General features: G+C 62.8%; 27 protein-coding genes. 14 read left to right on the top strand and 13 right to left on the bottom strand.

Going from position 1 to position 26,974, the window contains the following annotated elements; all coding sequences use genetic code 11:
- Nucleotides 1-204: 204 nt before the first annotated feature.
- From rplU to G4G71_RS27855, 5 genes are all read left to right on the top strand, one after another.
- Nucleotides 205-516 (top strand): 50S ribosomal protein L21, encoded by a 312-nt coding sequence (gene rplU / locus G4G71_RS27875; protein WP_138212169.1) that lies wholly within the window; start codon nt 205-207, stop codon nt 514-516.
- Between the two features lie 23 nt (nt 517-539).
- On the top strand, nt 540-797 hold the full coding sequence (gene rpmA, locus G4G71_RS27870) for a 50S ribosomal protein L27 (RefSeq protein ID WP_017521622.1): 258 nt from the start codon (nt 540-542) through the stop codon (nt 795-797).
- Nucleotides 798-955: 158 nt separating this feature from the next.
- Complete coding sequence (cgtA, locus tag G4G71_RS27865) at nt 956-2,176, top strand: Obg family GTPase CgtA (protein ID WP_169941904.1); 1,221 nt, start codon at nt 956-958, stop codon at nt 2,174-2,176.
- Nucleotides 2,177-2,237: 61 nt separating this feature from the next.
- Nucleotides 2,238-3,356, top strand: a complete 1,119-nt coding sequence (gene proB / locus G4G71_RS27860) for a glutamate 5-kinase (protein WP_138520296.1) — start codon at nt 2,238-2,240, stop codon at nt 3,354-3,356.
- Between the two features lie 11 nt (nt 3,357-3,367).
- Entirely contained in the window at nt 3,368-3,823 is a 456-nt protein-coding gene (locus G4G71_RS27855) for a CreA family protein (protein WP_169941902.1), read from the top strand.
- Between the two features lie 127 nt (nt 3,824-3,950).
- Here the strand turns inward: G4G71_RS27855 and rpsT are convergent, their stop codons facing one another.
- Nucleotides 3,951-4,220 carry a 30S ribosomal protein S20 gene (gene rpsT, locus G4G71_RS27850; RefSeq protein ID WP_009617555.1) on the bottom strand — a complete coding sequence of 90 codons (270 nt, stop codon included), beginning with the start codon at nt 4,218-4,220 and terminating at the stop codon, nt 3,951-3,953.
- 253 nt (nt 4,221-4,473) lie between these two features.
- On the opposite strand from rpsT, the gene murJ reads away from it, so the two are divergent.
- From murJ to ispH, 6 genes are all read left to right on the top strand, one after another.
- Nucleotides 4,474-6,012: a murein biosynthesis integral membrane protein MurJ gene (murJ, locus tag G4G71_RS27845; RefSeq protein WP_169941900.1), complete on the top strand. Its 1,539-nt coding sequence runs from the start codon at nt 4,474-4,476 to the stop codon at nt 6,010-6,012.
- 106 nt (nt 6,013-6,118) lie between these two features.
- Nucleotides 6,119-7,057, top strand: a complete 939-nt coding sequence (ribF, locus tag G4G71_RS27840; RefSeq protein ID WP_169941898.1) for a bifunctional riboflavin kinase/FAD synthetase — start codon at nt 6,119-6,121, stop codon at nt 7,055-7,057.
- A gap of 21 nt (nt 7,058-7,078) precedes the next feature.
- Nucleotides 7,079-9,913: an isoleucine--tRNA ligase gene (gene ileS / locus G4G71_RS27835; RefSeq protein WP_169941896.1), complete on the top strand. Its 2,835-nt coding sequence runs from the start codon at nt 7,079-7,081 to the stop codon at nt 9,911-9,913.
- Complete coding sequence (lspA, locus tag G4G71_RS27830) at nt 9,906-10,415, top strand: signal peptidase II (protein WP_169941894.1); 510 nt, start codon at nt 9,906-9,908, stop codon at nt 10,413-10,415. The genes ileS and lspA overlap by 8 nt, the downstream gene beginning before the upstream one ends.
- Nucleotides 10,408-10,845 carry an FKBP-type peptidyl-prolyl cis-trans isomerase gene (gene fkpB, locus G4G71_RS27825; RefSeq protein ID WP_054909933.1) on the top strand — a complete coding sequence of 146 codons (438 nt, stop codon included), beginning with the start codon at nt 10,408-10,410 and terminating at the stop codon, nt 10,843-10,845. Before lspA ends, fkpB begins: the two co-directional genes overlap by 8 nt.
- Before the next feature lie 98 nt (nt 10,846-10,943).
- Nucleotides 10,944-11,888: a 4-hydroxy-3-methylbut-2-enyl diphosphate reductase gene (gene ispH / locus G4G71_RS27820; protein WP_169941891.1), complete on the top strand. Its 945-nt coding sequence runs from the start codon at nt 10,944-10,946 to the stop codon at nt 11,886-11,888.
- A gap of 52 nt (nt 11,889-11,940) precedes the next feature.
- Here ispH and G4G71_RS27815 read toward each other — a convergent pair whose 3' ends face one another.
- The 8 genes from G4G71_RS27815 to G4G71_RS27780 all read right to left on the bottom strand — a co-directional run bounded on the left by G4G71_RS27815 (nt 11,941) and on the right by G4G71_RS27780 (nt 19,280).
- Nucleotides 11,941-12,354: a type IV pilin protein gene (locus G4G71_RS27815; RefSeq protein WP_169941889.1), complete on the bottom strand. Its 414-nt coding sequence runs from the start codon at nt 12,352-12,354 to the stop codon at nt 11,941-11,943.
- Nucleotides 12,341-12,670 (bottom strand): PilY2 family type 4a fimbrial biogenesis protein, encoded by a 330-nt coding sequence (locus G4G71_RS27810; RefSeq protein ID WP_169941888.1) that lies wholly within the window; start codon nt 12,668-12,670, stop codon nt 12,341-12,343. Before G4G71_RS27810 ends, G4G71_RS27815 begins: the two co-directional genes overlap by 14 nt.
- Entirely contained in the window at nt 12,667-16,209 is a 3,543-nt protein-coding gene (locus G4G71_RS27805) for a pilus assembly protein (RefSeq protein WP_169941886.1), read from the bottom strand. Before G4G71_RS27805 ends, G4G71_RS27810 begins: the two co-directional genes overlap by 4 nt.
- 15 nt (nt 16,210-16,224) lie before the next feature.
- Nucleotides 16,225-16,797, bottom strand: coding sequence for a pilus assembly PilX family protein (locus G4G71_RS27800; protein ID WP_169941884.1), 573 nt, complete (start codon nt 16,795-16,797; stop codon nt 16,225-16,227).
- Nucleotides 16,794-17,543, bottom strand: a complete 750-nt coding sequence (locus G4G71_RS27795; RefSeq protein WP_169941882.1) for a PilW family protein — start codon at nt 17,541-17,543, stop codon at nt 16,794-16,796. The genes G4G71_RS27800 and G4G71_RS27795 overlap by 4 nt, the downstream gene beginning before the upstream one ends.
- Before the next feature lie 9 nt (nt 17,544-17,552).
- Entirely contained in the window at nt 17,553-18,137 is a 585-nt protein-coding gene (gene pilV / locus G4G71_RS27790) for a type IV pilus modification protein PilV (RefSeq protein WP_240964849.1), read from the bottom strand.
- Entirely contained in the window at nt 18,134-18,616 is a 483-nt protein-coding gene (locus G4G71_RS27785) for a GspH/FimT family pseudopilin (protein ID WP_169941880.1), read from the bottom strand. Before G4G71_RS27785 ends, pilV begins: the two co-directional genes overlap by 4 nt.
- A gap of 151 nt (nt 18,617-18,767) precedes the next feature.
- The gene (locus G4G71_RS27780; RefSeq protein WP_169941877.1) at nt 18,768-19,280 is read right to left on the bottom strand and encodes a GspH/FimT family pseudopilin; all 513 of its coding nucleotides are present in this window, start codon (nt 19,278-19,280) and stop codon (nt 18,768-18,770) included.
- A gap of 194 nt (nt 19,281-19,474) precedes the next feature.
- Between G4G71_RS27780 and thiO the strand changes: the two genes are divergently transcribed.
- Nucleotides 19,475-20,584 carry a glycine oxidase ThiO gene (gene thiO / locus G4G71_RS27775; protein WP_169941875.1) on the top strand — a complete coding sequence of 370 codons (1,110 nt, stop codon included), beginning with the start codon at nt 19,475-19,477 and terminating at the stop codon, nt 20,582-20,584.
- Between the two features lie 13 nt (nt 20,585-20,597).
- Here the strand turns inward: thiO and G4G71_RS27770 are convergent, their stop codons facing one another.
- From G4G71_RS27770 to G4G71_RS27755, 4 genes are all read right to left on the bottom strand, one after another.
- On the bottom strand, nt 20,598-21,935 hold the full coding sequence (locus tag G4G71_RS27770) for a sigma-54-dependent transcriptional regulator (RefSeq protein ID WP_169941873.1): 1,338 nt from the start codon (nt 21,933-21,935) through the stop codon (nt 20,598-20,600).
- Between the two features lie 15 nt (nt 21,936-21,950).
- Nucleotides 21,951-23,540, bottom strand: coding sequence for a sensor histidine kinase (locus tag G4G71_RS27765; protein WP_169941871.1), 1,590 nt, complete (start codon nt 23,538-23,540; stop codon nt 21,951-21,953).
- Entirely contained in the window at nt 23,530-23,772 is a 243-nt protein-coding gene (locus G4G71_RS27760; protein WP_169942839.1) for a PP0621 family protein, read from the bottom strand. Before G4G71_RS27760 ends, G4G71_RS27765 begins: the two co-directional genes overlap by 11 nt.
- A gap of 144 nt (nt 23,773-23,916) precedes the next feature.
- Nucleotides 23,917-24,942 (bottom strand): outer membrane protein assembly factor BamD, encoded by a 1,026-nt coding sequence (locus G4G71_RS27755; RefSeq protein WP_169941869.1) that lies wholly within the window; start codon nt 24,940-24,942, stop codon nt 23,917-23,919.
- Between the two features lie 147 nt (nt 24,943-25,089).
- Here G4G71_RS27755 and rluD point away from each other — a divergent pair, with 147 nt between their 5' ends.
- Entirely contained in the window at nt 25,090-26,049 is a 960-nt protein-coding gene (rluD, locus tag G4G71_RS27750; RefSeq protein ID WP_169941867.1) for a 23S rRNA pseudouridine(1911/1915/1917) synthase RluD, read from the top strand.
- Complete coding sequence (gene pgeF, locus G4G71_RS27745; protein WP_169941865.1) at nt 26,046-26,771, top strand: peptidoglycan editing factor PgeF; 726 nt, start codon at nt 26,046-26,048, stop codon at nt 26,769-26,771. Before rluD ends, pgeF begins: the two co-directional genes overlap by 4 nt.
- Nucleotides 26,772-26,974 lie beyond the last annotated feature (203 nt).

Genomic DNA, 26,974 nt, shown 5'->3' with positions numbered 1-26,974 from the left:
GTGCCGCGGGGAAGACCTGTCAAGGCGAGGCCCCATGGGGCTTGATCCGCGCCGAGTGTTTGCGTAGAATCGCGGCCCCGAACTTCCCTGGCATATCCTGCCTTACGCAATTGCACGGGCGTCCTTTCCGGCCCCATGCAGCCATGCCGACCGATTCCTCTTTCTATAAAGCGTCGGGTGAGCAGGTCTAACGGAGACATCCAGATGTACGCAGTAATTGTTACTGGTGGCAAGCAATACAAAGTCACCGAAGGCGAATTCCTCAAGGTCGAGAAACTCGACGTTGCCACCGGCGAAGCGATCAACCTGGATCGTATCCTGCTGGTTGCCAATGGCGATGACGTCAAGATCGGCCTGCCGGTGGTAGAAGGCGCGAAAGTGACTGCAGAAGTGGTTTCCCACGGTCGTCACGATAAAATCCGCATCATCAAGTTCCGCCGCCGCAAGCACCACATGAAGCGTCAGGGCCACCGCCAGTGGTTCACTGAAATCAAAATCACCGGCATCCAGGCCTAATTCCTCTTCAGGAGAATTGACTCATGGCACACAAAAAAGCTGGCGGTAGTACCCGCAACGGCCGCGACTCAGAAAGCAAACGTCTTGGCGTGAAGCTGTTCGGTAGCCAGGCTGTTAAAGCAGGCAACATCATCGTGCGTCAGCGCGGCACCCAGTTCCACGCTGGCTACGGCGTTGGCATGGGCAAGGATCACACCCTGTTCGCTAAAGTCGACGGCGTGATCAAGTTCGAAGTGAAAGGCGCCTTTGGCCGTCGCTATGTAAGCGTCGTCGCTGCCTAAGCGAGCTCTCACTGAAAAAGCCCTGTCTCGCGACGGGGCTTTTTTGTTTCTGGCGTTTCCAGGCGAGGTGCTGTCGGTTCGGGTGTTTGCGCGGACTTGGCTGTATCCTATGCTCCTTTTCTTATTTTCAACCCGCCGCTAGGCGGGAGGCGTTCGCAATGAAATTCGTCGACGAAGTATCCATCCACGTGAAAGCCGGTGACGGCGGCAACGGCCTCATGAGCTTCCGCCGCGAGAAGTTCATCGAGAAAGGCGGTCCCAACGGCGGTGACGGTGGCGACGGCGGCTCGGTGTATCTCGAGGCCGACGAGAACCTGAACACCCTGGTGGACTACCGCTACACCCGTCGTTTCGACGCCCAGCGTGGCGAGAACGGCGGCAGCAAGGACTGCACGGGCGCCAAGGGTGACGATCTCGTCCTCCCCGTACCGGTCGGTACCACCATCATTGATGCCAATACCCAGGAAATCATCGGCGACCTGACCACTGCCGGTCAGCGCATCATGGTTGCGCAGGGCGGTTGGCACGGACTGGGTAACACCCGTTTCAAGTCCAGCACCAACCGTGCGCCGCGCCAGACCACTCCGGGCAAGCCCGGTGATGCGCGCGATCTCAAGCTGGAGCTGAAGGTGCTGGCGGACGTCGGTCTGCTCGGTCTGCCGAATGCTGGCAAGAGCACCTTCATTCGTGCGGTGTCTGCCGCCAAGCCGAAGGTTGCCGATTATCCCTTCACCACCCTGGTGCCGAACCTGGGCGTGGTCAGTGTTGGTCGCTTCAAGAGCTTCGTGGTCGCCGATATTCCTGGTCTGATCGAGGGTGCTGCCGAAGGCGCCGGCCTGGGTATCCGCTTCCTCAAGCACCTGGCGCGTACCCGCCTGCTGCTGCACATCGTCGACATGGCGCCGCTGGATGAAAGTGACCCGGCCGATGCCGCGGAAACCATCGTCCACGAGCTGGAGAAATTCAGTCCGGCGCTGACCGAGCGAGACCGCTGGCTGGTGCTGAACAAGATGGACCAGATCCTCGAGCCCGAAGAGCAGGAGCGTCGCAAGCAGGCTGTGGTCGAGCGCCTGGGCTGGGAAGGTCCGGTCTACGTGATCTCTGCGCTGGAGCGCGAAGGCACTGAGAAGCTGAGCCAGGACATCATGAAGTACCTCGACGAGCGCACCCTGCGCATCGAGGAGGAGCCGGCCTTCGGCGAAGCTCTGGCGGTGCTGGATCAGCGCATCGAGGACGAGGCCCGCGCCCGTCTGCAGGCCTTGGACGACGCCCGTGCACTGCGTCGCTCCGGTCTGAAGAATGTCGACGATGTGGATGACGATGATTTCGAGGATGACGAAGACGACGGCGATGGGCCGGAAATCTTCTACGTGCCTTGATCGGAGCGGCGCCCGCCGGTCCGGATGAAACGTGTGAAGCCTGACTTCTAAGGTTGAGGGTATGCGTGAGAAGGTCACTGGCGCCAAGCGCTGGGTAGTCAAGATTGGCAGTGCGCTGCTGACCGCCGATGGTCGCGGTCTGGATCGCGACGCCATGGCGGTATGGGTCGAGCAGATGGTCGCGCTGCATTGCGCGGGTGTCGAGCTGGTGCTGGTGTCTTCGGGCGCCGTCGCGGCGGGTATGAGTCGCCTGGGTTGGGTTTCCCGACCTAGTGACATGCACGAGCTGCAGGCTGCCGCCGCGGTGGGGCAGATGGGCCTGGTGCAGGCCTGGGAGTCCAGCTTCGGTGTGCATGGCCTGCAGACCGCGCAGGTGTTGCTGACCCATGACGACCTGTCGGACCGCAAACGCTACCTGAACGGGCGCAATACCCTGCGCACGCTGGTCGATCTCGGCGTGATCCCGGTGATCAACGAGAACGACACCGTTGTCACCGATGAGATCCGCTTCGGTGACAACGATACGTTGGCGGCGCTGGTGGCCAACCTGGTCGAAGCTGACCTGCTGGTGATCCTCACTGATCGTGATGGCATGTTCGACGCCGACCCGCGCAACAATCCCGATGCCGAGCTGATCTTCGAGGCTCGCGCCGATGATCCTGCTCTGGATGCGGTGGCGGGTGGTACCGGTGGTGCGCTGGGTCGCGGCGGTATGCAGACCAAGCTGCGCGCGGCACGTCTCGCTGCCCGCTCCGGTGCGCACACTGTCATCGTTGGTGGTCGTATCGAGCGCGTGCTCGATCGCCTGCGTGTCGGCGAGCGTCTCGGCACGCTGTTGACCCCCGAGCAGAGCCGCAAGGCGGCGCGCAAGCAGTGGCTGGCCGGCCACCTGCAGATGCGCGGCACGCTGGTGCTGGATGATGGTGCGGTGAAGGCTGTCGCTCAGGATCACAAGAGTCTGCTGCCGGTCGGTGTGAAGGCCGTGCAGGGCAGCTTCCGGCGCGGAGAGATGATCGTTTGCGTGGATCAACAGGGGCGTGAAATTGCCCGTGGGCTGGCCAATTACAGTGCCCTCGAAGCGCAGAAGATCATCGGTCAGCCGACCGATGCCATCGAAAGCCTGTTGGGCTATGTCGATGGGCCGGAATTGGTGCATCGCGACAATCTGGTTCTGGTCTGAGGAGCGTCCGTATGCGCAAGGGAATGATCGCTGCACTGCTGCTGTTGCCGGCGCTGGCGCGGGCCGATGTGGTTGGCGAAGTGTCCACCGTGTTCAAGTGGGTCGGGCCGAACGACAAGATCGTCGTCGAGGCTTTCGATGATCCGAAGGTGCAAGGCGTCAGTTGCTACCTGTCCCGGGCCAAGACGGGCGGCGTGAAAGGCGGGCTGGGGCTGGCGGAGGATCGCGCCGAGGCATCGATCTCCTGTCGTCAGGTCGGGCCGATCCGCTTTGCCGGCGAGCTGAAGGATGGCGAGGTGGTGTTCCAGCAGCGCACTTCGCTGGTATTCAAGACCATGCAGGTGGTGCGCTTCTTCGACAAGAAGCGCAATGCGCTGGTTTATCTGGTCTATAGCGACCGGGTGATCGAAGGCAGTCCGCAGAATGCGGTGACGGCGATTCCGATCATGCCGTGGCCTGAGAAGTAAGAAAAAGGGCGGATTGACCGCCCTTTCTTTTTGCCTGCAGAAAATCGCCCTGTGGATAAGTGTCAGGCAGGCAAATCGCAGGCAATAAAAAACCGGCCCTGGGGCCGGTTTTTCAAGAACGGAACGCTTACGCGGTGGCCAGGGCCTTCACGTGGGCGTTCAGGCGGCTCTTGTGGCGAGCGGCCTTGTTCTTGTGGATGATGCCTTTGTCGGCCATACGGTCGATGACCGGTACGGCAGCAACCAGAGCGGCTTGGGCCTTCGGCAGGTCCTTGGCGTCGACTGCTTTGACTACGTTCTTGATGTAGGTACGAACCATGGAACGCAGGCTGGCGTTGTGGCTGCGACGCTTCTCAGCCTGTTTGGCGCGTTTTTTGGCGGAAGGTGTGTTGGCCACCGTCGAGCTCCTCGAAAAAAACTTGGGATGTTGCGAATAAATTAAGGCCGCGAATAATGCCGTTGCATCAAGGCCTTGTCAAGGGTATGAGCTGCCTCCGACGAGCGGTGCGACAGGCGCACGCTCTCCGGCGGATGGGGTGATTTATTCGCCCCGCAGCCCTACACTGCTGCGCTTCGCCTGGCAGTCGAGCAAACGCTCTAGGCCAGTGCCGTGCCCGGCAGGGGCGGCCATTCTACCAGTTCTGGACGCTATGAACCTACTCAAGTCGCTGGCCGCGGTCAGCTCGATGACCATGATCTCGCGGGTGCTCGGCTTCGTGCGCGACACCATAGTCGCCCGCATGTTTGGCGCCGGCATGGCGACTGACGCTTTCTTCGTCGCCTTCAAGCTGCCCAACCTGCTGCGCCGGATCTTCGCCGAGGGAGCGTTCTCCCAGGCTTTCGTGCCGATCCTGGCGGAGTACAAAACCCAGCAGGGCGAGGAGGCGACGCGCACCTTCATCGCCTATGTGTCCGGCTTGCTGACACTGATCCTGGCGGTCGTCACGGCGTTGGGTATCCTTGCCGCTCCCTGGGTGATCTGGGTGACGGCGCCCGGTTTCGTCGACTCACCGGAGAAGTTCGAGCTCACCAGTTCCCTGCTGCGGGTGACCTTTCCTTATATCCTGCTGATCTCGCTGGCGTCCCTGGCGGGCGCGATCCTCAATACCTGGAACCGCTTCTCGGTGCCGGCTTTCGTGCCGACCCTGCTGAACGTCAGCATGATCCTGTTCGCGCTGTTCCTGACGCCGTACTTCGATCCGCCGATCATGGCGCTGGGTTGGGCGGTGCTGGCCGGTGGCTTGGCGCAACTGCTCTATCAACTGCCGCACCTGAAGAAGATCGGCATGCTGGTGCTGCCGCGCCTCAATCTGCGTGATTCCGGCGTGTGGCGCGTGATGAAGCAGATGGGGCCGGCGATCCTTGGCGTCTCGGTCAGCCAGATTTCGCTGATCATCAACACTATCTTCGCCTCCTTCCTGGTCGCAGGTTCGGTGTCGTGGATGTATTACGCCGACCGACTGATGGAACTGCCCTCCGGCGTTCTCGGCGTGGCGCTGGGTACCATCCTGCTGCCGTCGCTGGCCAAGACCTACGCCAGCGATGACCGTCACGAGTACTCGCGCCTGATGGATTGGGGGCTGCGCCTGTGCTTCCTGCTGGTTTTGCCTTGTTCCCTGGCCCTGGCGGTGATCGCCGAGCCGCTGACTGTCGCGCTGTTCCAGTACGGCAAATTCAGTGCCCACGACGCCCTGATGACCCAGCGCGCGCTGATCGCCTACGCGGTTGGCCTGCTCGGCATCATCCTGGTGAAGGTGCTGGCTCCGGGCTTCTACGCGCGGCAGAACATCAAGACGCCGGTGAAGATCGCGCTGTTCACCCTGGTTTCCACCCAGTTGATGAACCTGGTGTTCATTGGTCCGCTCAAGCATGCGGGCCTGGCCCTGGCGATCAGCCTCGCGGCCTGCCTGAACGCGGCCCTGCTGTTCTGGCAACTGCGCAAGCAGCAGCTGTTCGAGCCGCAGGCCGGCTGGGGCAGGTTCATTGCCAAATTAGTCGTAGCTGTACTGGTGATGTGCGCCGTGCTGATCGGCATGATGCACTTCATGCCGGCGTGGGATCAGGGCGGCATGCCGATTCGCCTGGTGCGCCTGGGCGCGCTGGTGGTGGCCGGTGTGGTCGCCTATTTCGGTATGCTGGCGCTCCTGGGCTTCCGCCTGCGGGACTTTTCCCGCCGGGCGGTGCTGTAGCCTTCGCCGGGTAAAGCATTGCATCCGTTTGCGGCGACGGCATTTTGCCTGTCGCGCCGCGGCGGGTGCGGGTATAATCGACCACTTTCTGAGCAATACGCGCGCTATGCAGCTGCTTCGAGGCCTTCACAACCTGCGGCCCCTGTCCGGGGGCTGTGTCGCCACCATCGGTAACTTCGACGGCGTCCATCTTGGCCACCAGGCGATCCTGGGGCGTCTGCGCGAGCGTTCGCTGGAGCTGGGCGTGCCCAGCTGCGTGGTGATCTTCGAGCCGCAGCCGCGCGAGTATTTCGCGCCTGATGCCGCACCGGTGCGCCTGACCCGTCTGCGCGAGAAGCTCGAACTGCTGCGCCAGTACGGCGTTGACTTCGTCCTCTGCCTGACCTTCAACCGCCGTCTGCGCGAGCTGTCGGCCGCCGAGTTCGTCCGCCAGGTGCTGGTGGAAGGCCTGCGGGTCCGCCATCTGGAAGTGGGCGACGATTTCCGCTTCGGCTGCGATCGTTCCGGCGACTTCGCTTTCCTGGTCAATGCCAGTGCGCAGCAGGGCTTCACCGTCGAAGCCGCGACCACCGTGGAAGTCGACGGCATGCGCGTGAGCAGCTCGCGTATCCGCAAGGACTTGGCCGACGGCGACCTGCACATGGTCGAGCGCCTGCTGGGTCGCCCGTATCGCTTGAGCGGCCGCGTGCTGCACGGGCAGAAGCTGGGGCGCACGCTGGGTTCACCCACCGCGAACATCCAGCTCAAGCGCCGCAAGGCACCGCTCAATGGCGTTTATCTGGTCAGCACCATGGTGGCTGGGCAGCGCCAGAGTGGAGTGGCCAACATCGGCACCCGACCGTCTGTGAATGGCGACGGCCGGCCCCACCTGGAAGTACATCTGCTGGATTTCGCCGGCGATCTGTACGGCCAGCACCTGGATATCACGTTCCACCAGAAGCTGCGCGATGAGCAGCGTTTTGCCTCGCTCGAGGCACTCAAGGCGGCCATCCTCGCCGACATCGCCGCCGCCCGGGCCTACTGGCTGGGCCAACCGCTTGATTGAAGATCCTGAACAGGCCCTGAGATGACCGATTACAAAGCCACTCTGAACCTTCCCGAAACCGACTTCCCGATGAAAGCCGGCCTGCCGCAGCGCGAGCCGCAAACCCTGAAGCTCTGGAACGACATTGGCCTGTACCAGAAGCTGCGGAAGATTGGCGAAGGTCGCCCGAAATTCATCCTGCACGATGGCCCGCCCTACGCCAACGGCAGCATCCATATCGGTCACGCGGTCAACAAGATCCTCAAGGACATCATCGTCCGCTCCAAGACCCTGGCCGGCTACGACGCCCCCTACGTGCCGGGCTGGGACTGCCACGGCCTGCCGATCGAGCACAAGGTCGAGACCACCCACGGCAAGAACCTGCCGGCGGACAAGACCCGCGAACTGTGCCGCGAATACGCCGCCGAGCAGATCGAAGGGCAGAAGGCCGACTTCATTCGCCTGGGTGTGCTGGGTGATTGGGACAACCCCTACAAGACCATGAACTTCTCCAACGAGGCCGGCGAAATCCGCGCGCTCGCCGAGATGGTCAAGCAGGGCTTCGTGTTCAAGGGCCTGAAGCCGGTGAACTGGTGCTTCGACTGCGGCTCGGCCCTGGCTGAAGCCGAGGTTGAATACGCCGACAAGAAGTCCGACGCCATCGACGTCGCCTTCGCGGTGGAAGACGAAGGCAAACTGGCCGCCGCCTTCGGTCTGGCCAACCTGCCCAAGCCGGCTGCCATCGTCATCTGGACCACCACTCCCTGGACCATCCCGGCCAACCAGGCGCTGAACGTCCACCCCGAATTCACCTACGCGCTGGTCGATACCGGCGAGCGCCTGCTGGTGCTGGCCGAGGAACTGGTCGAGTCCTGCCTGCAACGCTACGGCCTGGAAGGCAAGGTCATCGCTACCGCACAAGGCGAAGCGCTGGACCTGATCCGCTTCCGTCATCCGTTCTACGAGCGCTTCTCGCCGGTCTACCTGGCCGAGTACGTCGAACTGGGCGCCGGCACCGGCGTGGTTCACTCCGCCCCGGCCTACGGCGAGGACGACTTCCGTACCTGCAAGCAGTACGGCATGGTCAACGACGACATTCTCAGCCCGGTGCAGAGCAACGGCGTGTACGTGGCCGATCTGCCGTTCTTCGGCGGCCAGTTCATCTGGAAGGCCAACCCGAATATCGTCGCCAAGCTCGACGAAGTCGGCGCTCTGCTCAAGCACGCGGCCATCAACCACAGCTACATGCACTGCTGGCGCCACAAGACCCCGCTGATCTACCGCGCCACTGCGCAGTGGTTCGTTGGCATGGACAAGCAGCCGCAGACCGGCGCCACCCTGCGCGAGCGCGCGCTGGAAGCCATCACCGAAACCGAATTCGTGCCCAACTGGGGCCAGGCGCGCCTGCACGGCATGATCGCCGGCCGTCCGGACTGGTGCATCTCGCGTCAGCGCAACTGGGGCGTACCGATTCCGTTCTTCCTGCACAAGGCCACCGGCGAGCTGCACCCGCGCACCGTCGAGCTGATGGAAGAAGTTGCACTGCGCGTCGAGAAAGAAGGCATCGAAGCCTGGTTCAAGCTCGACGCCGCTGAACTGCTGGGCGATGAAGCCGCGCAGTACGACAAGATCAACGACACCCTGGACGTCTGGTTCGACTCCGGCACTACCCACTGGCACGTGCTGCGCGGCTCCCACGCCGAGCTGGGCCACGCCAGCGGCCCGGCCGCCGACCTCTACCTGGAAGGCTCTGACCAGCACCGCGGCTGGTTCCATTCCTCGCTGCTGACAGGCTGCGCCATCGACGGCCACGCGCCGTACCGCCAGTTGCTGACCCACGGTTTCACCGTGGATGAGTCCGGCCGTAAGATGTCCAAGTCCCTGGGTAACACCGTGGTGCCGCAGACCGTGATCGACAGCATGGGCGCCGACATCCTGCGCCTGTGGGTCGCGTCCACCGATTATTCCGGCGAGATCGCTGTTTCGCAGACCATCCTGCAGCGCAGCGCCGACGCCTACCGTCGTATCCGCAATACCACACGCTTCCTGCTGTCCAACCTGTCCGGCTTCGACCCGGTCAAGGACCTGCTGCCCAACGACCAACTGCTGGCGCTGGACCGCTGGGCTATCGACCGCGCTCTGCAGCTGCAGCGCGAGCTGGAAGAGGCCTACCGCGATTACCGCTTCTGGAACGTCTACTCCAAGGTGCACAACTTCTGCGTGCAGGAGCTGGGCGGCTTCTACCTGGACATCATCAAGGACCGCCAGTACACCACCCAGGCGAACAGCGTTGCCCGCCGTTCCTGCCAGACCGCGCTGTTCCACATCGCCGAGGCCCTGGTGCGCTGGATCGCACCGATCATGGCCTTCACCGCTGAGGAAATCTGGAGCTTCATGCCCGGCGAGCGTGCCGAGTCGGTGATGCTGACCACCTGGTACGACGGCCTTTCGGAACTGCCGGCCGACGCCGAGCTGGATCGCGCCTACTGGGACGAAGTCATGGCTGCCAAGGCCGCGGTGAACAAGGAGCTGGAAAACCTGCGCAGCGCCAAGACCATCGGCGGCAACCTGCAGGCCGAGATCACCCTCTACGCCGAAGACTCCCTGGCCAAGCGCCTGGAGAAGCTGGGCAACGAGCTGCGCTTCGTGCTGATCACCTCCGCCGCCACCGTCGCGCCGCTGTCCGCCGCCCCGGCCGATGCGGTAGCCAGCGAACTGCCGGGCCTGAAGCTGCAGGTCGTGAAGTCCTCCCACGCCAAGTGCGGCCGTTGCTGGCACTTCCGCGCGGACGTCGGCAGCAATGCCGCGCACCCGGAACTGTGCGGCCGCTGTGTCGAGAACATCGAAGGCGCGGGCGAGGTGCGTCACTATGCCTAACGCCGATCGTTTCGGCCGCCTGCCCTGGCTGTGGATCACCGTGCTGGTGTTCGTCCTGGACCAGGTCACCAAGGCCTTCTTCCAGGCCGAACTGACCATGTACCAGCAGATCGTGGTCATCCCGGACCTGTTCAGCTGGACTCTGGCTTACAACACCGGCGCCGCGTTCAGCTTCCTGGCCGACAGCTCCGGCTGGCAGCGTTGGCTGTTCGCCCTGATCGCTATCGTGGTCAGCATCGTGCTGGTGGTCTGGCTCAAGCGCCTCAAGCGCGGCGAAACCTGGCTGGCCATCGCCCTGGCCCTGGTCCTGGGCGGCGCGCTCGGCAACCTGTACGACCGCATGGTCCTGGGCCACGTGGTGGACTTCATCCTCGTGCACTGGCAGGACCGCTGGCGCTTCCCGGCCTTCAACCTGGCCGACAGCGCCATCACCGTCGGCGCCATCATGCTGGCGCTGGACATGTTCAAATCGAAGAATTCCGGAGAGACCGCCAATGGTTGATGTCCGTATTGGTGGCGATTCCCAGGTCACCCTGCATTTCGCCCTGAAACTCGAAGACGGCAACGTCGTCGACAGCACCTTCGACAAGCAGCCGGCCACCTTCAAGGTCGGTGACGGCAACCTGCTGCCGGGCTTCGAGCAGGCGCTGTTCGGCCTCAAGGCCGGCGACAAGCGCACGCTGACCATCGAACCGGAAGCGGGCTTCGGCCAGCCGAACCCGGCCAATGTGCAGGTGATGCCGCGCGACCAGTTCCAGGACATGGAGCTGGCCGAGGGCCTGCTGGTGATCTTCAACGATGCGGCGAAGACCGAGCTGCCGGGCATCGTCAAGGAATTCGACGAGCAGCACGTCACCATCGACTTCAATCATCCGCTGGCCGGCAAAACACTGGCCTTCGAAGTCGATATCATCGATGTACAGCCAGCCTGAATGAGCGGGCGGCCCGCACGCAGCGAGGCCGCTTCGCACCAGGCGAAGTATTCCTACCGGCCCCTCGTGGGCCGGCTTGCGTAGCACCCGAGGCCACCATGCAAATCAAACTCGCCAATCCCCGCGGCTTCTGCGCCGGCGTCGACCGGGCGATCGAGATCGTCAACCGCGCCCTCGACGTCTTCGGCCCGCCGATCTACGTGCGCCATGAAGTGGTGCACAACAAGTTCGTGGTGGAGAACCTGCGCAACCGTGGCGCCGTGTTCGTCGAAGAGCTCGACCAGGTACCGGACGACACCATCGTCATCTTCAGTGCTCACGGCGTTTCCCAAGCTGTGCGCAAGGAGGCCGAGAATCGCGGCCTGAAAGTCTTCGACGCCACCTGCCCGCTGGTGACCAAGGTGCATATGGAAGTCGTGCGCTACAGCCGCGACGGCCACGAGTGCATCCTGATCGGCCACGAAGGCCACCCGGAAGTCGAAGGCACCATGGGTCAGTACGATGACTCCAACGGCGGCGCCATCTACCTGGTGGAAGACGAGGCGGATGTTGCCGCGCTGGAAGTGCGTAATCCCGAGGCCCTGCACTTCGTCACCCAGACCACCTTGTCGATGGATGACACCTCCAAGGTGATCGACGCCCTGCGCGCGAAATTCCCGCACATCCAGGGCCCCCGCAAGAACGACATCTGCTACGCCACCCAGAACCGCCAGGACGCGGTGAAGGAACTGGCCGACCAGTGTGATCTGGTGCTGGTAGTCGGTAGCCCGAACAGCTCCAACTCCAACCGCCTGCGCGAACTGGCGGAGCGCATGGGCACCCCGGGCTACCTGATCGACGGCGCCGAGGACATGCAGAAGGAATGGTTCGATGGCGTGCAGCGCATCGGCATCACTGCCGGCGCTTCGGCTCCGGAAGTGCTGGTGCGCGGCGTGATTCAGCAATTGCGCGATTGGGGGGCGGAAGCCGAGGTGGAGTTGGATGGGCGGGAGGAGAACATTACCTTCTCGATGCCCAAGGAGTTGCGGGTGAAGGCCCTTTAAGTCAGCGCTGCTATAGAAAAAAAGCCCGATCAGATGATCGGGCTTTTTGTTGTCACTTCCAGCAAGTTGCCACAGTAGCAGCCACCGTTCCTCCTGCTGCTCCACGGACACCAGCCTGATCCAACGTCAGACTGCCACACGTGGTGTCCTGCGTCTGAGACCCAACGGGCTGTGCGGTCAGGGTGTACTGACTGGTATTGGGGCGGTTGATCGCCAGCTGGTACAGATTGTTTCTCGATGTCGCCGAGCCCATGCCAAGTTGTGCCGTGGTGGTCGCGTATTGATTATTCTGGGAGAAATACCGCTCTTGGCGGGCGGCAGCGTCATTGAGCAGAGTGATGCCTTCCGTTCGGTTCGCGCGAATCGTGTAGCTTTGGTAGCTCGGGTAGGCAATGCCCGCCAGAATCGCAATGATCACGACGGTGATCATCAACTCGATGAGAGTAAAGCCTTTACTGTTGTTCATTGGGCGTCGCCGAGTTCGTCGTGTTTTGGATAGGCGGTTGATAGAGCATGCCAATACTGGTGATCGTTGGATAGGGTGCTCCCGACTGGGCCAGGAAGCTGATGACCGAGCCTTCACGAATCTGATAGATCGCGGGCATCGAGCCGACCTGAACTCGATTGGGGAGAAGGTAATCGACCTCGTTCACCCGAATCCGGGATTCCTTGAGGTCGATCAGTGTGACCGGCCCATTGCTCTCGATGACATCTGCCCCGGCGCCGCCAGCCGCGCTGCTGAGCAGCGCGGCCAGGGCAAGGGTAATCACTGTTCTGGTCATTCTTCACCTACCCGGCGCCAGTTCTGCCGCCCTTTGGCCTGTTGTCCGTAATCCAGGCGAACCCGGGAAATGCCGAGTTCAGTGTTGAAGTACGCGTCGTTGCCAATCACCGCCGGAGAACCGAATCCAGGGATCCGGACGCCCGAGACGACACCATTGTTGTAGCGGTCATTCGCACTGACGTAGTTGTTACCGCTCAGATCGAGCACGTCAAAGGTGGTCGCGCCGCCGGTGTATGCATCCAGCGCCAGGAACCAGCGATCAATGCCGGCCTGGCAAGGGTCGTTGCTGGGGACGATAGTGGTGGCAAGAAGGACGCTTGCCCGACTGGTGGGGTCAGTCACGACCATTTCACCCTGTTTCGTACTGCCGTTCGCAAGGTCCAGATACCAGCCGTATTTGCTCACTCCCTGGGTAGGATCCCCGTTCACATACCATTGGACGGCATTCCGGCTGACCTGGCGGATATCCTTCGTACTCGTGGTCGTAGTGCCAGAAGAACTGGTGTCGGTAAACGAAGCGTTGTTGACCGCGGCGTTGAAAGTCTGGGCAACCAGGTTGCTGCGGGTGACGTTCGGAGTGGACGTCACGTTGCCACCGCTGGTTTGCAGGTCCCAAATGCCATACATCGTCATGGCCTGGCTGGTATTCGCAGCCGCGTCACTGTCTTCGATGTACTTGCCGGTGCCGAAGGAGACAATGTAGCCAGTTCCAGTTGGATGGCGAATCAGTGTCGGGGCGGTGGTAATCGGTTGCGGCGAGCCATTGTTGGCGGTAAACAGCGGCGAGCCACCAAATGCGGCACGGAACGAGTTCGTTGACACGGCTACCGTGGCGTCCGCTGTGATGCTGGTGTCAAACAGGTCGAAGCGCCACATGTTGCCGCGCAGATCTCCCGCATAGACGTAGTCGGTGATCAGGTCGCCGTTGATGTCAACTGCACGGGGCGATGACAGCCCGTTGTCGGTGGTCACGCTGGTGCCCACGGTCATCTTCTTGATGACGGCTCCCGTCTGGGCGTTGAAGAGGAACATCGCCGCCCGGCCAACTCCAGCAGTACCGCCAGTGCTGGCGTACCCATTGCTCATGATCACGCCCCATTGCCCACTGTGAAGGCGGGTAATGATCGGGCGGCCGAATGTATAACCCATATCGGCGTCGTCGGTAGAGCTGTATTCCCACAGCAGCTGGATATTGGCCGGGTCGGTGATGTCCAGAGCGAAAAGGCTTCGACCACCAGCCCGCAGCGTGCCGACCAGGATGGTGTGCCAGGCGTTGTTGTAGAACACATCGCCGACAACTGGGGTTCCATCCACGTAGAACTGGTGGGCGGTACCGCTGTAGCTCTTGTCGGTCAGCTTGTTGAGGTTGGGGATGACCGCGGTGGGGACATAGGCGAAGACTTCCTGACCATTGTCGTCGAATGCGTGCAGCATGCCATCGTTGGCACCCACATAAACGCGCTTGGCACGGTTGGCCTGAGCTGTCTTGTAGGCAGCATAGGACTGTCCTGCCGGCGCAGCGCTAGTCGAGCTGCCGGTGGGCAGGCCGAACTGCGCCTGGTCCATCAGAGAAGGGAGGCGGTCAGGTGCGGCGACGACTGCAGGGCTGGAATAGATGATGTCGCCGAGCAGGTAGTTGCGAGTGCGGAATTGCGAGTCAGTGGCGCCTCGCAGATAAGCGACGCGAGCGCTGCCCAGGTTGTCCGTGGTTCCCTTGATATTCTTGTTCAGCGCGGCCTGGTTGGCCGTGGAAAGGTTGGCCAGCTGGAAGTCGACCAAGGTGCCTGCCTTATTGACCTTGATCGTGCGAGGCGAGGCGGTAAGGTTCCGAGTTTGCAGGAGGTCACGGGCGTTCCAGCGAAGCGTCGCGTTGCCGCTGCTGTCCAGATCGTAGCGGATCAACTCGCCGCTCCAGTCGGTACTGGAAAAGCGCGCATAGTAGGCTTCGTTGCCGGCCGTAGTGACCGCCGACTCCAGCGATACCGCGGAGGCTGAGGTGTTACGGTCAGAGATCCGGCTCAGGATGGAACGGAAGGCATCGACGATCTCGTTGGGCGAGTCCACGCTGAAGAACTCTCCGCGGGAGTTGATCGCCGCGTGCCACAAATCGTAGACATGATAGGGCTCGTTGTTCGAGTTCTCGTTGATGGTCGGCCAACTGCTGGTGCCTGCTACCAGTTTCGAGTAGTCGCCCGAGTAAGTGTCTCCTCCCCATGCTGGGTCGACTATCTGCCGTGTAAGACCCAATCCCAATGTGAAGTTGACCATGTGCTGCCAGGTCGCAGGATCGTTGCGGGGATCCCAATAGGCATTGGTCCCCTGATACGGCATGTAGGCTTTGAGATTATTTGCAAGGCCAGTGCGTGCATCGGTGGCCCAGTACTTGAACGCGAGATCGGCCAGAGTGCTGGATGAGCTGTCCTTGAACGGAGTCGCCGACGAATAGGTATTGCCGTCGGGAAGCGCGGTGGTAGTGCTGTCGAGGTTTCCGACGCTGAAACTGTCGTTGTTCCAGAGGCCGTCAGTCATCAGCAAGTGATAGCTTGGGCGGCAGGTGTACTCGGTCCCTATGCTGCTCCCAGGGTACTGCGTGTAAGCGCCTTTTACGCCAAGCGAGGTATTGGCGATGTATTTGCCTGCGCGATCCAGTGCTGAACGGAGGGGCGTGCCACCACTGGTGGGGGTGTCGGCCAGCCAGGCGAAGAAGGCCGCGCGGCTTTTGCCGGTGAAGTCGTTGAGGGTGTTGTCGTAGGTAGTGCCCGAAACCCCTTTGCAGGAGCCGCTGGTGTTACCAATGCTGGTACAGGTGTTGAGCATCTGCCAAGTGACCCGCAGGTTCTCCGGCAGGCTATAGAACGCCAGGTTGGCGGCAGAGGCGGTTGCCAGGAAGCGGGTGCGATAGAAGGAATACCAGTTCGCGAAATTCTGCTGCTCGGCGGTACCAACGCTCACGACCTTGTAGCAGTCATCATCGTCGATGGTCTTGTTGCAGTTCGCCAGAGTCGTGTCATACAGCGCGTAATAGGCCCCGCGCCCGGTCTGATAGGGAGAAGTCGGATGCGAGGCGACTGTCTGCGAAGTGGCACCTGAGGTGTACTGCAGCGTGGGGCGATAGGCGCTGGACAGGTTCATTGTGCCTTGAGTGGTTTTGTAACCATTGAGGTAGGCACTGGTGTAGCTGGTGGCGTAGTCGCTGATGTCCAGCAGGCCCGTGGTGGCGTTGTAGGTCACCTTCTTGGGCAGCGTGTAGGTAACCGCGGGGTTGTAGTACATCGGGTTGAAGGTTGCGGAGAAATACCGCTTGGCAGATGCGCTGTTGCCGGTGGAGGCCTGGCCACTGATTGAGTCCGGGGTATACGCATACGCCATGCTGCCCGAGTCATCGAGAGTCACCATGACGTTGGGCGACACGCCCTCGGTGAGGAACAGTGGCTGATTGCTGATGTTGACTGCGCTGGCGGGCTGAGCGGCCAGCAACATGGCGGTAGTCAACAGAGCGCTGGGAACTGCGGTGTTCCAGCTTCCATACAATTTCATCGATATCTCCCGGGCTCAGTAGCGCTGAACCGTCACGGTCTGCAGGGTCACCATCACTCTGTCGCTGGTGCCTTGTGATGCAGCGTTGACCTGGTAGTAGTAGGGACCTACGCCTTTGCTGCGCAGGTCCGGATCGGTGACTTCCACCATTCCGCGTGAGTTAGCTGGGTCGAAGCCTATGAATGCCGTGTTCCAGCGCGGTGTGCTGGTGAGCAGGCTTTGAGTCGAATCCCCTGCCGGGCCGGTATAACTGCGGCTGTTGCTGGAGTTGGTCCACCAGCTCCAGGTCGTGGGATTCAACGCCGCGTCCGAGGCATAGGCATTCGTCAGCACGCATAAGGTATTGCTGCCACAGTTGCCAGCAGGAATAGGTACGCCAAAGTTACTGGCCAAGCGGGCTTCCCCCTCGCGTAACGCCGACTCCGCGCCATTAAGTGCACCTTGGCGGTCTCGCATGTTCGAAGTGATCCGTTCCTCCAGGGTGACTTCACGCACATTGGCGATAGTCAGCAGGGTGACAATCAGCAGCATGATCATGCAGACCAGCAGCGTTGCGCCTTTTTGTCTTGCAGCGAGTGTGTGGTTCATTGGGAAATGTTCCGCAGCGTAGTGGTGCCGGCTATCGACCGGTAGACGCGGGAATCGGCCGCCGTGGTGGAGGCCGTACTCGACAGGGGGAAGAAGTAATTATTCTGACCGATCGCGATGTTGTTGGCGGTGCTGGCGAAGAGAAGCGAGTAGCGCACGGCGACGATACTGGCGCCTGCATCAGGAGCTGTTACGAAGTTCTGAGCGCGGCGGGTGGAACTCAGGTCTACGCCGTACTGGAACTGAAGGTTCGCAAGACCCGACAGCAGCTGGCCGGTTGCACCCTGGGCAGCGCACTGCAGGGTGCCGGTGGTTGCGTCGTATTCCAGACGAGTGGTGACAGTCGCATTCGCTGCCACGGCCTGGCCCAGACAGTCACGGGTATTGGTCGAATAGCGCTGGTAGCGGAAGCAAACACCATTGCCACTGGTGCTGCGCTGCATGACCTGGCCAGTGGCGAAGGCGGGGCAGCCGTTCCCCGCCGAGGCTGCCGGAAACGCAATCTGGAAGTCGTCCTGGGCAAGCGCCCGGAAACCTGCTTTTGTCAGCTCCTGATTCAGCAGCAGTAATGCGAATCGTCCATTCTCCTGGTTGCCGGACTGATTCTGCTGATAGGTGTAAGCCTGCTTGTTATTCAGGAACATCGTAGTAACGCCCAGAATGAGGAAGCTGCTGATCACCAGCGCAATCATCAGTTCGATCAGGGAAATACCGGCCTGTTTGCGCATGGGCATGAAGCTATGCATGGTGAATCCTCAGGGCTCGAAGCTGATGCGGTAAAACTCGCGACGGTTGGCCGTGTCGACCCCACAGGGTTGGTTGGGCACGGTGCACGCCACATTTTCCTGGCTGTACCAGGCCAGTTGGATCTTGATGGTTGAACCGATGTTGTCGCAGGCATCCGTCGCTGGTGTGCTATCTACGCAGACGACATAGGAAGATGTGCTCAGGGCCGCATCGATGGGCAATGCATTGGACACTTGTCTTGACCAGAGCACCATCTGATCGGTCGCCATCTCGGCGGAGGAGCAGCCGCTCGCGGTTCGGCACGCTGCTACCGCACTGGTTGGGAAGGCGCTATTGGCTGCCTTGTAGTAATTGGACGTCGTGGAGATCTGGCCGCCCGCGCTGAGTACTGCGTCGCGGTTGCTGCGGATCATCTCAATCAGGTCACTGGCGAGCATGGCAGCGGTGTTGCGCTGACTGGAGCTCTGCGTGTACTGGATGTTGCGGCTTTGCATGGCGACCATCCCCAGTACCCCCACGCAGATCAACAGGAGGCTGACAAGCACCTCGATCATGCTGAATCCCTTGGCCGACTTCATCTTCGTGTATTTCACGGGCAAACCCCCGTTGTAGGAGGAAGGATTCGCCCGCTGGTCTGTACCTGCACCACGCGACAGGTCGGATTGGTGACGTCCGATGGGCAGACCGAGAAGCAGCGTAGAGCCGTTCCGTTGAGCGATCCGTTTGGTCTGAATGCCAGCGAAGCGGCGGAGGAGCTGATAGCAACGTTGGGTTGGTTGAAGCCTTCGCTGCCCTGACTGCGCAACGTCGTGGTGGTCGTGGTGACGTTCAGGGCGCCGTTCCACTGATCGGCCGCGGAAGCGGTCAGTGTGACTGGCTGACCGCGAGTCACAGCCTCCGTACGGGCGTACTGAAGCATTCCGTAGAACTCTTCGGAAAGGCTTAGAACGCGATTGTTGCGTATGAGTAAAGTGAAGTTTGGCAGGGCGACGCCTGCCAGGATGGCGACCAGAACGATCGTGACCATCAGCTCGATCAGCGTAAAGCCCGCCGATGCCTTGGGGCGCGACATAGGCGCATTCCTCGCTTTTTAGATAGCGGTAATGCTGCCCGGTCCCGTAGGAAATGTCTGTTTTGTATGGATGACCGTTCGCGATAGGGCGATGTTCGGTCATGAGCCCTGACGTTATGTGATCCCTGTCGCTGAAAGCGTGCGAAGTCGGTCAGCGAGGGCAGAGGTCTTCGGTGCTCCCAGGCTCGGTGCGAATGCGCCCGGCCTTGTTGAACACGATCCGATAACTCGTTCGTCCGTCGCCGCAGAGGGTCAGCGTGCCGGAGTGAAAGGCGCCGTTGGGCTGGATTGCGTTACCGCGCGGGGTGAAGTGAATGTAGCGGCGTGAAGTGCTGTCGGTGCGGATGCCGATGCCGTTTAGTGATCCATGAGCGGCAAGGGGCGGTTGTTGAGAATTGCGCGTGCCAAGGTTGCCGGTGTCGACGAAGACCTCCCAGCCGCTGGCCCAGTCGCCGTTGGCAGCGCTGATGCTGATCGGTTGTCCGCTGTGCACGGCCGATTCGCGGGCGAAGTCCAGGGTGTTGCGGAGTTCCTGGGTGGCGACGCTAGCTCGCTGGTCGCGCAGGAGTTCGCTCAAGGATGGGGCGGCGACGGACAGTACGATGGCGAGTATCGCGAGGGTGCACAGCAGTTCGACAAGGGTAAAGCCCCGTTCCCTGGCCATGATTCGCTTCCGGGCAGTAGAGGTGCGGGAAGTATCGGCCCCGAATCGCTGCGCGCCTGTCGACGAGTTGGATGAAGGATGTAGGAGCGGTCCGATGCCGCATCGACTTCCGTCGTGCTCCGCCAACGAACCAGGCCCGGTATAGTGTGCGGCCGGCGATGGGCCGTTGATTTTCCTGTGATGTGGGGCGTGGTATGCCGGACATGATCGTGGTGGGCGGTGGGGTAGTCGGGATGCTGACTGCCTGGACTCTGGGGCAGGCAGGTGCCGAGGTGGTGCTGCTGGAGAAGGGCGAGACCGGGCGTGAAGCGTCCTGGGCTGGCGGTGGCATCGTCTCGCCGCTTTATCCGTGGCGCTACAGCGCGGCGGTCGCCAATCTGGCCCACTGGTCGCAGGACTTCTACCCGCGGCTGGGTGATCGACTGCTCGCCGATACCGGGCTCGATCCGGAAGTACATGTCACGGGCCTCTACTGGCTGGATCTCGATGACCAGGCCGAGGCACTGGCCTGGGCCAAGGCTCATGGCCGCCCGCTTGCGGAAGTGGACATCGGCGCGGTGCATGAGGCCGTCCCGGTGCTGGGTCAGGGCTTCGAGCGTGCCGTATACATGTCCGGGGTAGCCAACGTGCGCAACCCGCGCCTGGCCAAGTCGCTGCGCGAGGCGCTGCTGCGCCTTCCGAACGTCAGCGTGCGCGAGCAGGTCGAGGTGACCGGCTTCCTGCGCGAAGGCGAGCGCGTGAACGGAGTGCGTACTGAACAGGGCGATTTCACTGCCGATGCAGTGGTGCTGGCGGCCGGTGCCTGGAGCGGTGAGTTGTTGGCAAAGCTCGGCCTGGAGCTGCCAGTCGAGCCGGTGAAGGGGCAGATGATCCTCTATCGCTGCGCCCCGGACTTCCTCTCCAGCATGGTGCTGGCCAAAGGTCGCTATGCGATTCCGCGCCGTGACGGGCACATCCTGGTGGGCAGCACGCTGGAGCATGCCGGTTTCGACAAGACTCCGACGGGCGAGGCTATGAGCAGCCTGCGCGCCTCGGCGGAAGAACTGATCCCCGCGTTGGCGGGCAGGGAGCCAGTGAGTCACTGGGCCGGATTGCGTCCGGGCTCACCGCAGGGCATTCCCTTCATTGGTGAGGTGCCTGGTCATCAAGGCCTTTGGCTGAACACCGGCCACTACCGTAACGGCCTGGTGTTGGCGCCGGCGTCCTGCCAGTTGCTGGCGGACCTGATGCAGAAACGCTCGCCGATCATCGAGGCGGCGCCGTACGCGCCGGAAGGGCGCCTGGTGGCGACGCCCATCGTCTAAGTGCGGCCGGGGATCAGTCGATCCCCAGTTTCTTCAGGCGGTAGCGCATGGAGCGGAAGGTCAGGCCCAGGCGCTGCGCCGCCGCGGTGCGGTTCCAGCGGGTTTCTTCCAGGGCCTGCATGATCAGCTTGCGTTCGATGTCCTCGAGGTAGTCCTCGAGGTTGTCGATCTGCGCGAGGCTGGCTTCGCCACCGCCGTCCGGGGAACTGGTCTCGGCCAGACGCAGGTCGTGGGGCTGGATGACGTCGTCCTCGCACAGCGTGTAGGCACGCTCGAGCATGTTCTCCAGCTCCCGCACGTTACCGGGGAAGCGGTAGCTCTTGAGCTTCTCCAGCGCGTCGGCGCTGACCGAGGCGGCCGTCAGCCCGCTGTCGCCGGCCAGGCGCTTGAGTACGCGATCGGTCAGCAGCGGGATGTCTTCACGACGCTCGCGCAGGGGCGGAACCCGCAGCTCGATGACGTTCAGGCGATAGTAGAGGTCCTGGCGGAAACGCCCGGCAGCCACTTCGGCGGCCAGGTCCTTGTGGGTCGCGCAGAGGATGCGCACGTCCACCGCGACTTCCTGCTGACCACCCACGGCACGCACGGCCTTTTCCTGGATGACGCGCAGCAGCTTGACCTGCATCGGCAGCGGCAGGTCGGCCACCTCGTCGAGGAACAGGGTGCCGCCGTTCGCTGCCTGGAACAGGCCCAGCTTGTCTTCCACGGCGCCGGTGAAGCTGCCTTTCTTGTGGCCGAAGAACTCGCTTTCCATCAGCTCCGACGGGATGGCGCCGCAGTTGACCGGCACGAAGGTCTGCACCTCCCGCGGGCCCTGCTCGTGGATCAGCCGGGCTACCAGTTCCTTGCCGCTGCCGGATTCGCCGCTGATATAAACCGGCGCCTGGCTGCGGGCCAGCTTGGCCACCTGGTTGCGCAGGGTGCGCATGGGCGGCGAGTCGCCAAGCAGACGGCTGTCCACCGGCGCTTCCTCGGCTTCCGGCGAGCGCAGGCGCAGGGCGGAGTTCACCAGCTCGCGCAGACGGGCGAGGTCCACCGGCTTGGTCAGGAAGTCGAAGGCGCCGGCCTTGAGCGCCTGTACCGCGGTGTCCAGGCTGCCGAAGGCGGTGATCATCGCCACCGGCATCTGCGGATGGCGCTGCTGGATGTATTGCACCAGGTCCAGGCCAGTGCCATCGGGCAGGCGCATGTCGGTGAGGCAGAAGTCGAACGGCTCGCGGGCCAGGAATTCGCGGGCTTCCTTGACGTTGCGGGCGCTGCGGGTGTCCAGCTTCATGCGACCGAGGGTGATTTCCAGCAGCTCGCGAATGTCGGGTTCGTCGTCGACGATCAGGGCTTTTTGACGGCTCATGTTCTTTGCGTCTTCTTAGCTTTGTTTGCGCGGGTGGGCGAAGGTGATGCGGAAGCAGCTGCCGCCTTCGTCACGCGTCTTGTAGTCCAGTCGAGCCTGGTTGCTTTCGCACAGCTCGCGGGAGATATACAGGCCAAGGCCTGTGCCCTTGCTTTCGGTGGTGAAGAACGGCTCGAACAGTTTCCCCCGCTGTTCGGCGCTGATGCCGGGACCGTCGTCGAGCACTTCCAGCACGGGCAGGTCGGTCTCGCTGTCGCGGTACAGGCGCAGCCAGACCTGGCCGGTGCCGTTCTTCTGGGTGCTGTACCGTAACCCATTCTGCACGAGGTTGGTCAGTACCTGCGTCAACTGGTGCGGGTCCATGCGTGTCTGCACGGTGCCCTGGCCGGTCTCCACGTGAATCTGCTGTCCCTCGCGCAGGCCTTCGCGCATCTCGCCGGCGTAGCGGTGCAGCCAGTATTTCAGGTCGAGCAACTGCGGTTCGGACTGGCGTCGGCGTGACAGCTGCAGAACGTTCTCGATGACCAGGTTCATGCGCCGCGACTGGTCCTGGATGATCTGCGTCAGGCGCCGGTCGGGCTTGTCCAGTTCTTCCGACTCCAGCAGCAGCTGCGCCGCGTGGCTGATCGCGCCCAGCGGGTTGCGGATTTCATGGGCGATGCCGGCGGTCAGCCGGCCAAGCGCCGCGAGCTTGAGCTGCTGTGCCTGCTGGGCGATCTGCGAGATGTCCTCGAGGAACATCAGGATGTGCTGTTCATTACCCCGGCGCAGGGGGATGAAGCTGGGCTGTACGGTCAGCCCGGACTCCGTGGGCTGCAGGCTTGGCGGGCGCAGGGCGGGGTTCTGCTGCCATTGCTGCAGGCTGGAGACCAACTGCGGGCTGTACTCGGCCAGCGAGTGGCCGGGCAGGTCGTGGCCGCCCAGCAGCGTAGTGGCGCTCTGGTTGGCCAGCAGCACGCGGTGACGATCGCCCAGCACCAGGATGCCGGTACGCATGCGCTGCAGGATCAGCGCGTTGAGCTCTTCGAGGTTGGCTACTGTGGTGGCGCGTTGCTCGGCGATGTTCTCGACGACCTGCTGGCGCCGGGCCAGGGCCTGGATCAGCAGGGCCGAGGCGAAGCTCAGGGCGCCCAGGCCGCCGGCCTGCACGTAGTGGTTGAGGGCGGTGGCCTGGCTGAGGCTCAGGTAGAAAGTCAGGTAGATCAGGTTGATGGCGGCGATGGCGGCGATCAGTAGGCCGATGCGTCCGCGCAGCAGGATGTTGGCGATCGCCACGGCGACCACCATCAGGTTGCCGATGCCGCTGGGAATGCCGCCGGCGGTATAGAACAGCGCGCTGAGCAAGAGTATGTCCAGCGCTGCCAGGATGAACAGCGGCAGCAACTGGCGCGGTGTCGGCATCAGCACGGCGATCAGGATGTTGAGGATCAGGTAGACCCAGCAGCCGACATGGAAAAGCTCGGGGTGGGCCAGCTTGAGCAGTTCGTCATCCAGGCTGCTGGAGATCAGCAGTACCAGTACCAGGCCGATGGTCAGGCGATACAGGTGGTACAGGCGCAGGACCCGCAGGCCCTGGCCCGTGAGGGATATCCCTTCAGCGACCACGGTCGGAGCGGTCCTGTTCGAGGTGCGCGCGGCTGCAGTACCACTTGCTCTCGTCCTGCAGGGCATGGCTCTGTGGCACATGCACGCCGCACTGCGCGCAGCGGACCATTGGCGCGGCCTGGTCGTCGCCCTTGGGCTTCTCGACGGGGCGCGCCGGCTGGGTGGCTTTGCGCCACAGCCACCAGCCGAAGGCGAAGAGGGCGATCCAGAACAGCAGACGGGTCATGGCAATCCCTTGTGCGTAAATTGCGGCAGTTTATCCAAGCCGCGCGGTGCCGCACAGTGAGCCTGCACGCGCACCCATAAAGAACCCCATGGTTTTCCAGTATGAAAAAAGGGAGGCCGAAGCCTCCCTTTTTCGTCGCACCCGACGGTATCAGTCGAAGATACCGAAGGTCATGTAGCTGAACCAGGAGCGGTCGCTGCTGCCGGCGTTGCCTTCGGACTCGTGCTGTTCCTCTTCCACGTCGCTCTGATTCTCGGGCTTGAGCTCGGCGGGGATCTGCTGTTCGGCGTCTTCGTACTGCTTGATCACGTCCTTGGATGCCTGGGTTTCCATGTGCGGCGGGGCATCGTTGGTTTCGATCAGGCCCAGGGTGGCCTTGGCCAGCCAGGAACGGTTGTCGGCTTCGTCCTCACGCGGAACGAACTGACCATCCTTGAGGCTGGGGTTGTCCGGGTAGTTGGCCTTCAGGGTTTCCAGGCTGGAGTCCGCCAGGTCGTTCAGGCCAAGGCGCTGGTAGGCCTCGACCATGATCGCCAGGCCATCGCCGACGGCCGGGGTTTCCTGGAAGTTCTCGACCACGTAGCGGCCACGGTTGGCGGCGGCGACGTAGGCCTGGCGCTTGAGATAGTAGTGGCCGACGTGCACTTCGTAGGCGGCCAGCAGGTTGCGCAGGTAGATCATGCGCGCCTTGGCGTCCGGGGCGTAGCGGCTGTTGGGGTAGCGGCTGACCAGCTGGGCGAACTCGTTGAAGGAGTCGCGGGCGGCGCCCGGGTCACGCTTGGTCATGTCCAGCGGCAGGAAGCGCGCCAGCAGGCCACGGTCCTGGTCGAACGAGGCCAGGCCCTTGAGGTAGTAGGCGTAGTCGACGTTCGGGTGCTGCGGGTGCAGGCGGATGAAGCGCTCGGCTGCGGCACGGGCAGCTTCGGGCTCCATGTTCTTGTAGTTGGCGTAGATCAGTTCCAACTGGGCTTGCTCGGCATAGCGGCCGAACGGATAGCGGGACTCCAGCGCCTTCAGCTTGGCGACGGCGTTGGTGTAGCTCTTGTTATTGAGGTCATCCTGTGCCTGCTGGTACAGCTGGCTTTCGCTCAGGTTCTCATCCACCTTCTCACCCTTGGAGGAGCAAGCGGTGACGAAGGCGAGGATGGCGATCAGCAGCAGGTGTTTCACTTGCATGGCGGCTTGCGTCCCTGGACGGTCGGCTGTCGCGGCCGCAACCGTCTGTTATGATTGGCGCCCCAGGGATACCCCTGGGACAAAGGCCCCGTATTTAACCACAGCGTGCAGCCGAACCAAAAGGCCGCGCGCCCTTCGTGTCCAGTCATGTCCAATATGATCCAACTCGCGGCAGAAGTGCCGTTCGACCTCGGTGGTCAGCGTCTCGACCAGGTCGCCGCCCAGCTCTTCTCCGACCACTCCCGCTCCCGCCTGGCTGGCTGGATCAAGGACGGCCGTCTCAAGGTCGACGGCGCCGTGCTGCGTCCGCGCGACATCGTCCATGCCGGCTCGCGTCTGGAGCTGGACGTCGAGCTGGAGGCCCAGGGCGAATGGGTCGCCCAGGACATCGAGCTGGACATCGTCTATGAAGACGACCACATCCTGGTCATCGACAAACCGACCGGCCTGGTGGTTCACCCCGCGGCCGGCCACCAGGACGGCACCCTGCTCAACGCGCTGCTGCACCACGTGCCGCACCTGGCCAACGTGCCGCGCGCCGGCATCGTGCACCGCCTGGACAAGGACACCACCGGCCTGATGGTGGTGGCCAAGACCCTGGAAGCCCATACCAACCTGGTCGCGCAGCTGCAGGCGCGCTCGGTCAGTCGCATCTACGAAGCCATCGTTACCGGCGTCATCGTCGCCGGGGGCACCGTCGACGCGCCCATCGGTCGTCATGGCGTACAACGGCAGAAGATGGCGGTGATCGAGACTGGCAAGGTCGCCATCAGCCATTACCGCGTGCTGGAGCGCTTCCGCGCGCACACCCACACCCGGGTGAAGCTGGAAACCGGCCGCACCCACCAGATCCGCGTCCATATGACGCATATCGGCCATCCGCTGGTGGGCGACCCTACCTACGGCGGGCGTTTCCGTATTCCGCCGGGTGCCAGCCCGACTCTCATCGAATCCCTGCGCGATTTCCCGCGCCAGGCCCTGCACGCGCGCTTCCTGGAGCTGGACCACCCGGCCACCAACGTGCGCATGAAGTGGGAGTCGCCGCTGCCGGACGACTTCACCTGGCTGCTGAGCCTGCTGCGTCAGGACAACGAGTCCTTCGTATGAACCCCTGGCTGACGCCCGATTGGCCGGCTCCGGCGAACGTCCGCGCCTGCGTGACCACCCGTGCCGGCGGCGTCAGCGCCGAGCCTTTCGACAGCTTCAACCTCGGTGACCATGTCGGTGACGAGCCGGCGGCCGTGGCCGAGAATCGCCGCCGCCTGACTGCCGAGCTGGGCTGCCAGCCAGCCTGGCTGAGCCAGGTGCATGGCATCGAGGTGGTCGAGGCTGATCCGTCCGCCGTCGCCACCGCGGATGCCAGCTGGAGCGATACCCCTGGCATCGCCTGCACCATCATGACCGCCGACTGTTTGCCTGCCTTGTTCTGCGACCGAGCAGGCACTCGCGTCGCCGCGGCCCATGCCGGTTGGCGCGGGCTGGCCGGTGGCGTGCTGGAGGCGACCGTGGATGCCATGGGTATCGAGCCTTCGCAATTGCTGGTCTGGCTGGGACCGTCGATCGGTCCGCAAGCCTTCGAAGTCGGTCCGGAGGTTCGCGAAGCCTTCCTGGCCGAGCATGCCGAGGCCGAGCGCGCCTTCCTGCCCAGCGCCAATGCCGGCAAGTTCATGGCGGACATCTATGAGCTGGCGCGCATACGCCTCGCGGCGAAAGGCGTGACCGCCGTCTACGGCGGCGATTTCTGCACCTTCACCGACACCGAGCGCTTCTATTCCTACCGCCGCAGCTCCCGCACCGGCCGCCTGGCCAGCCTGATCTGGCTGGCCTGACGCCAAATTCGTAGGAGCGGACTCTGTCCGCGATGGTCCCAGGCGTGATGCAGACCTATCGCGGACGGAGTCCGCTCCTACGATCATTTCGAGAGCATCATCTGACGGGTGTCATGGCCAAATGGCTTGAACCGACCAAAATCGACCTTATCTATCTGGCATCCCGGCGGGTTAGTCGTGATCAGGGGCATCCATCGCTCCGG

The sequence above is a fragment of the Pseudomonas multiresinivorans genome (assembly GCF_012971725.1).
In the GTDB taxonomy this organism is placed as follows: Bacteria; Pseudomonadota; Gammaproteobacteria; order Pseudomonadales; family Pseudomonadaceae; genus Pseudomonas; species Pseudomonas multiresinivorans.
This window is presented reverse-complemented; position numbering and strand designations above follow the sequence as displayed.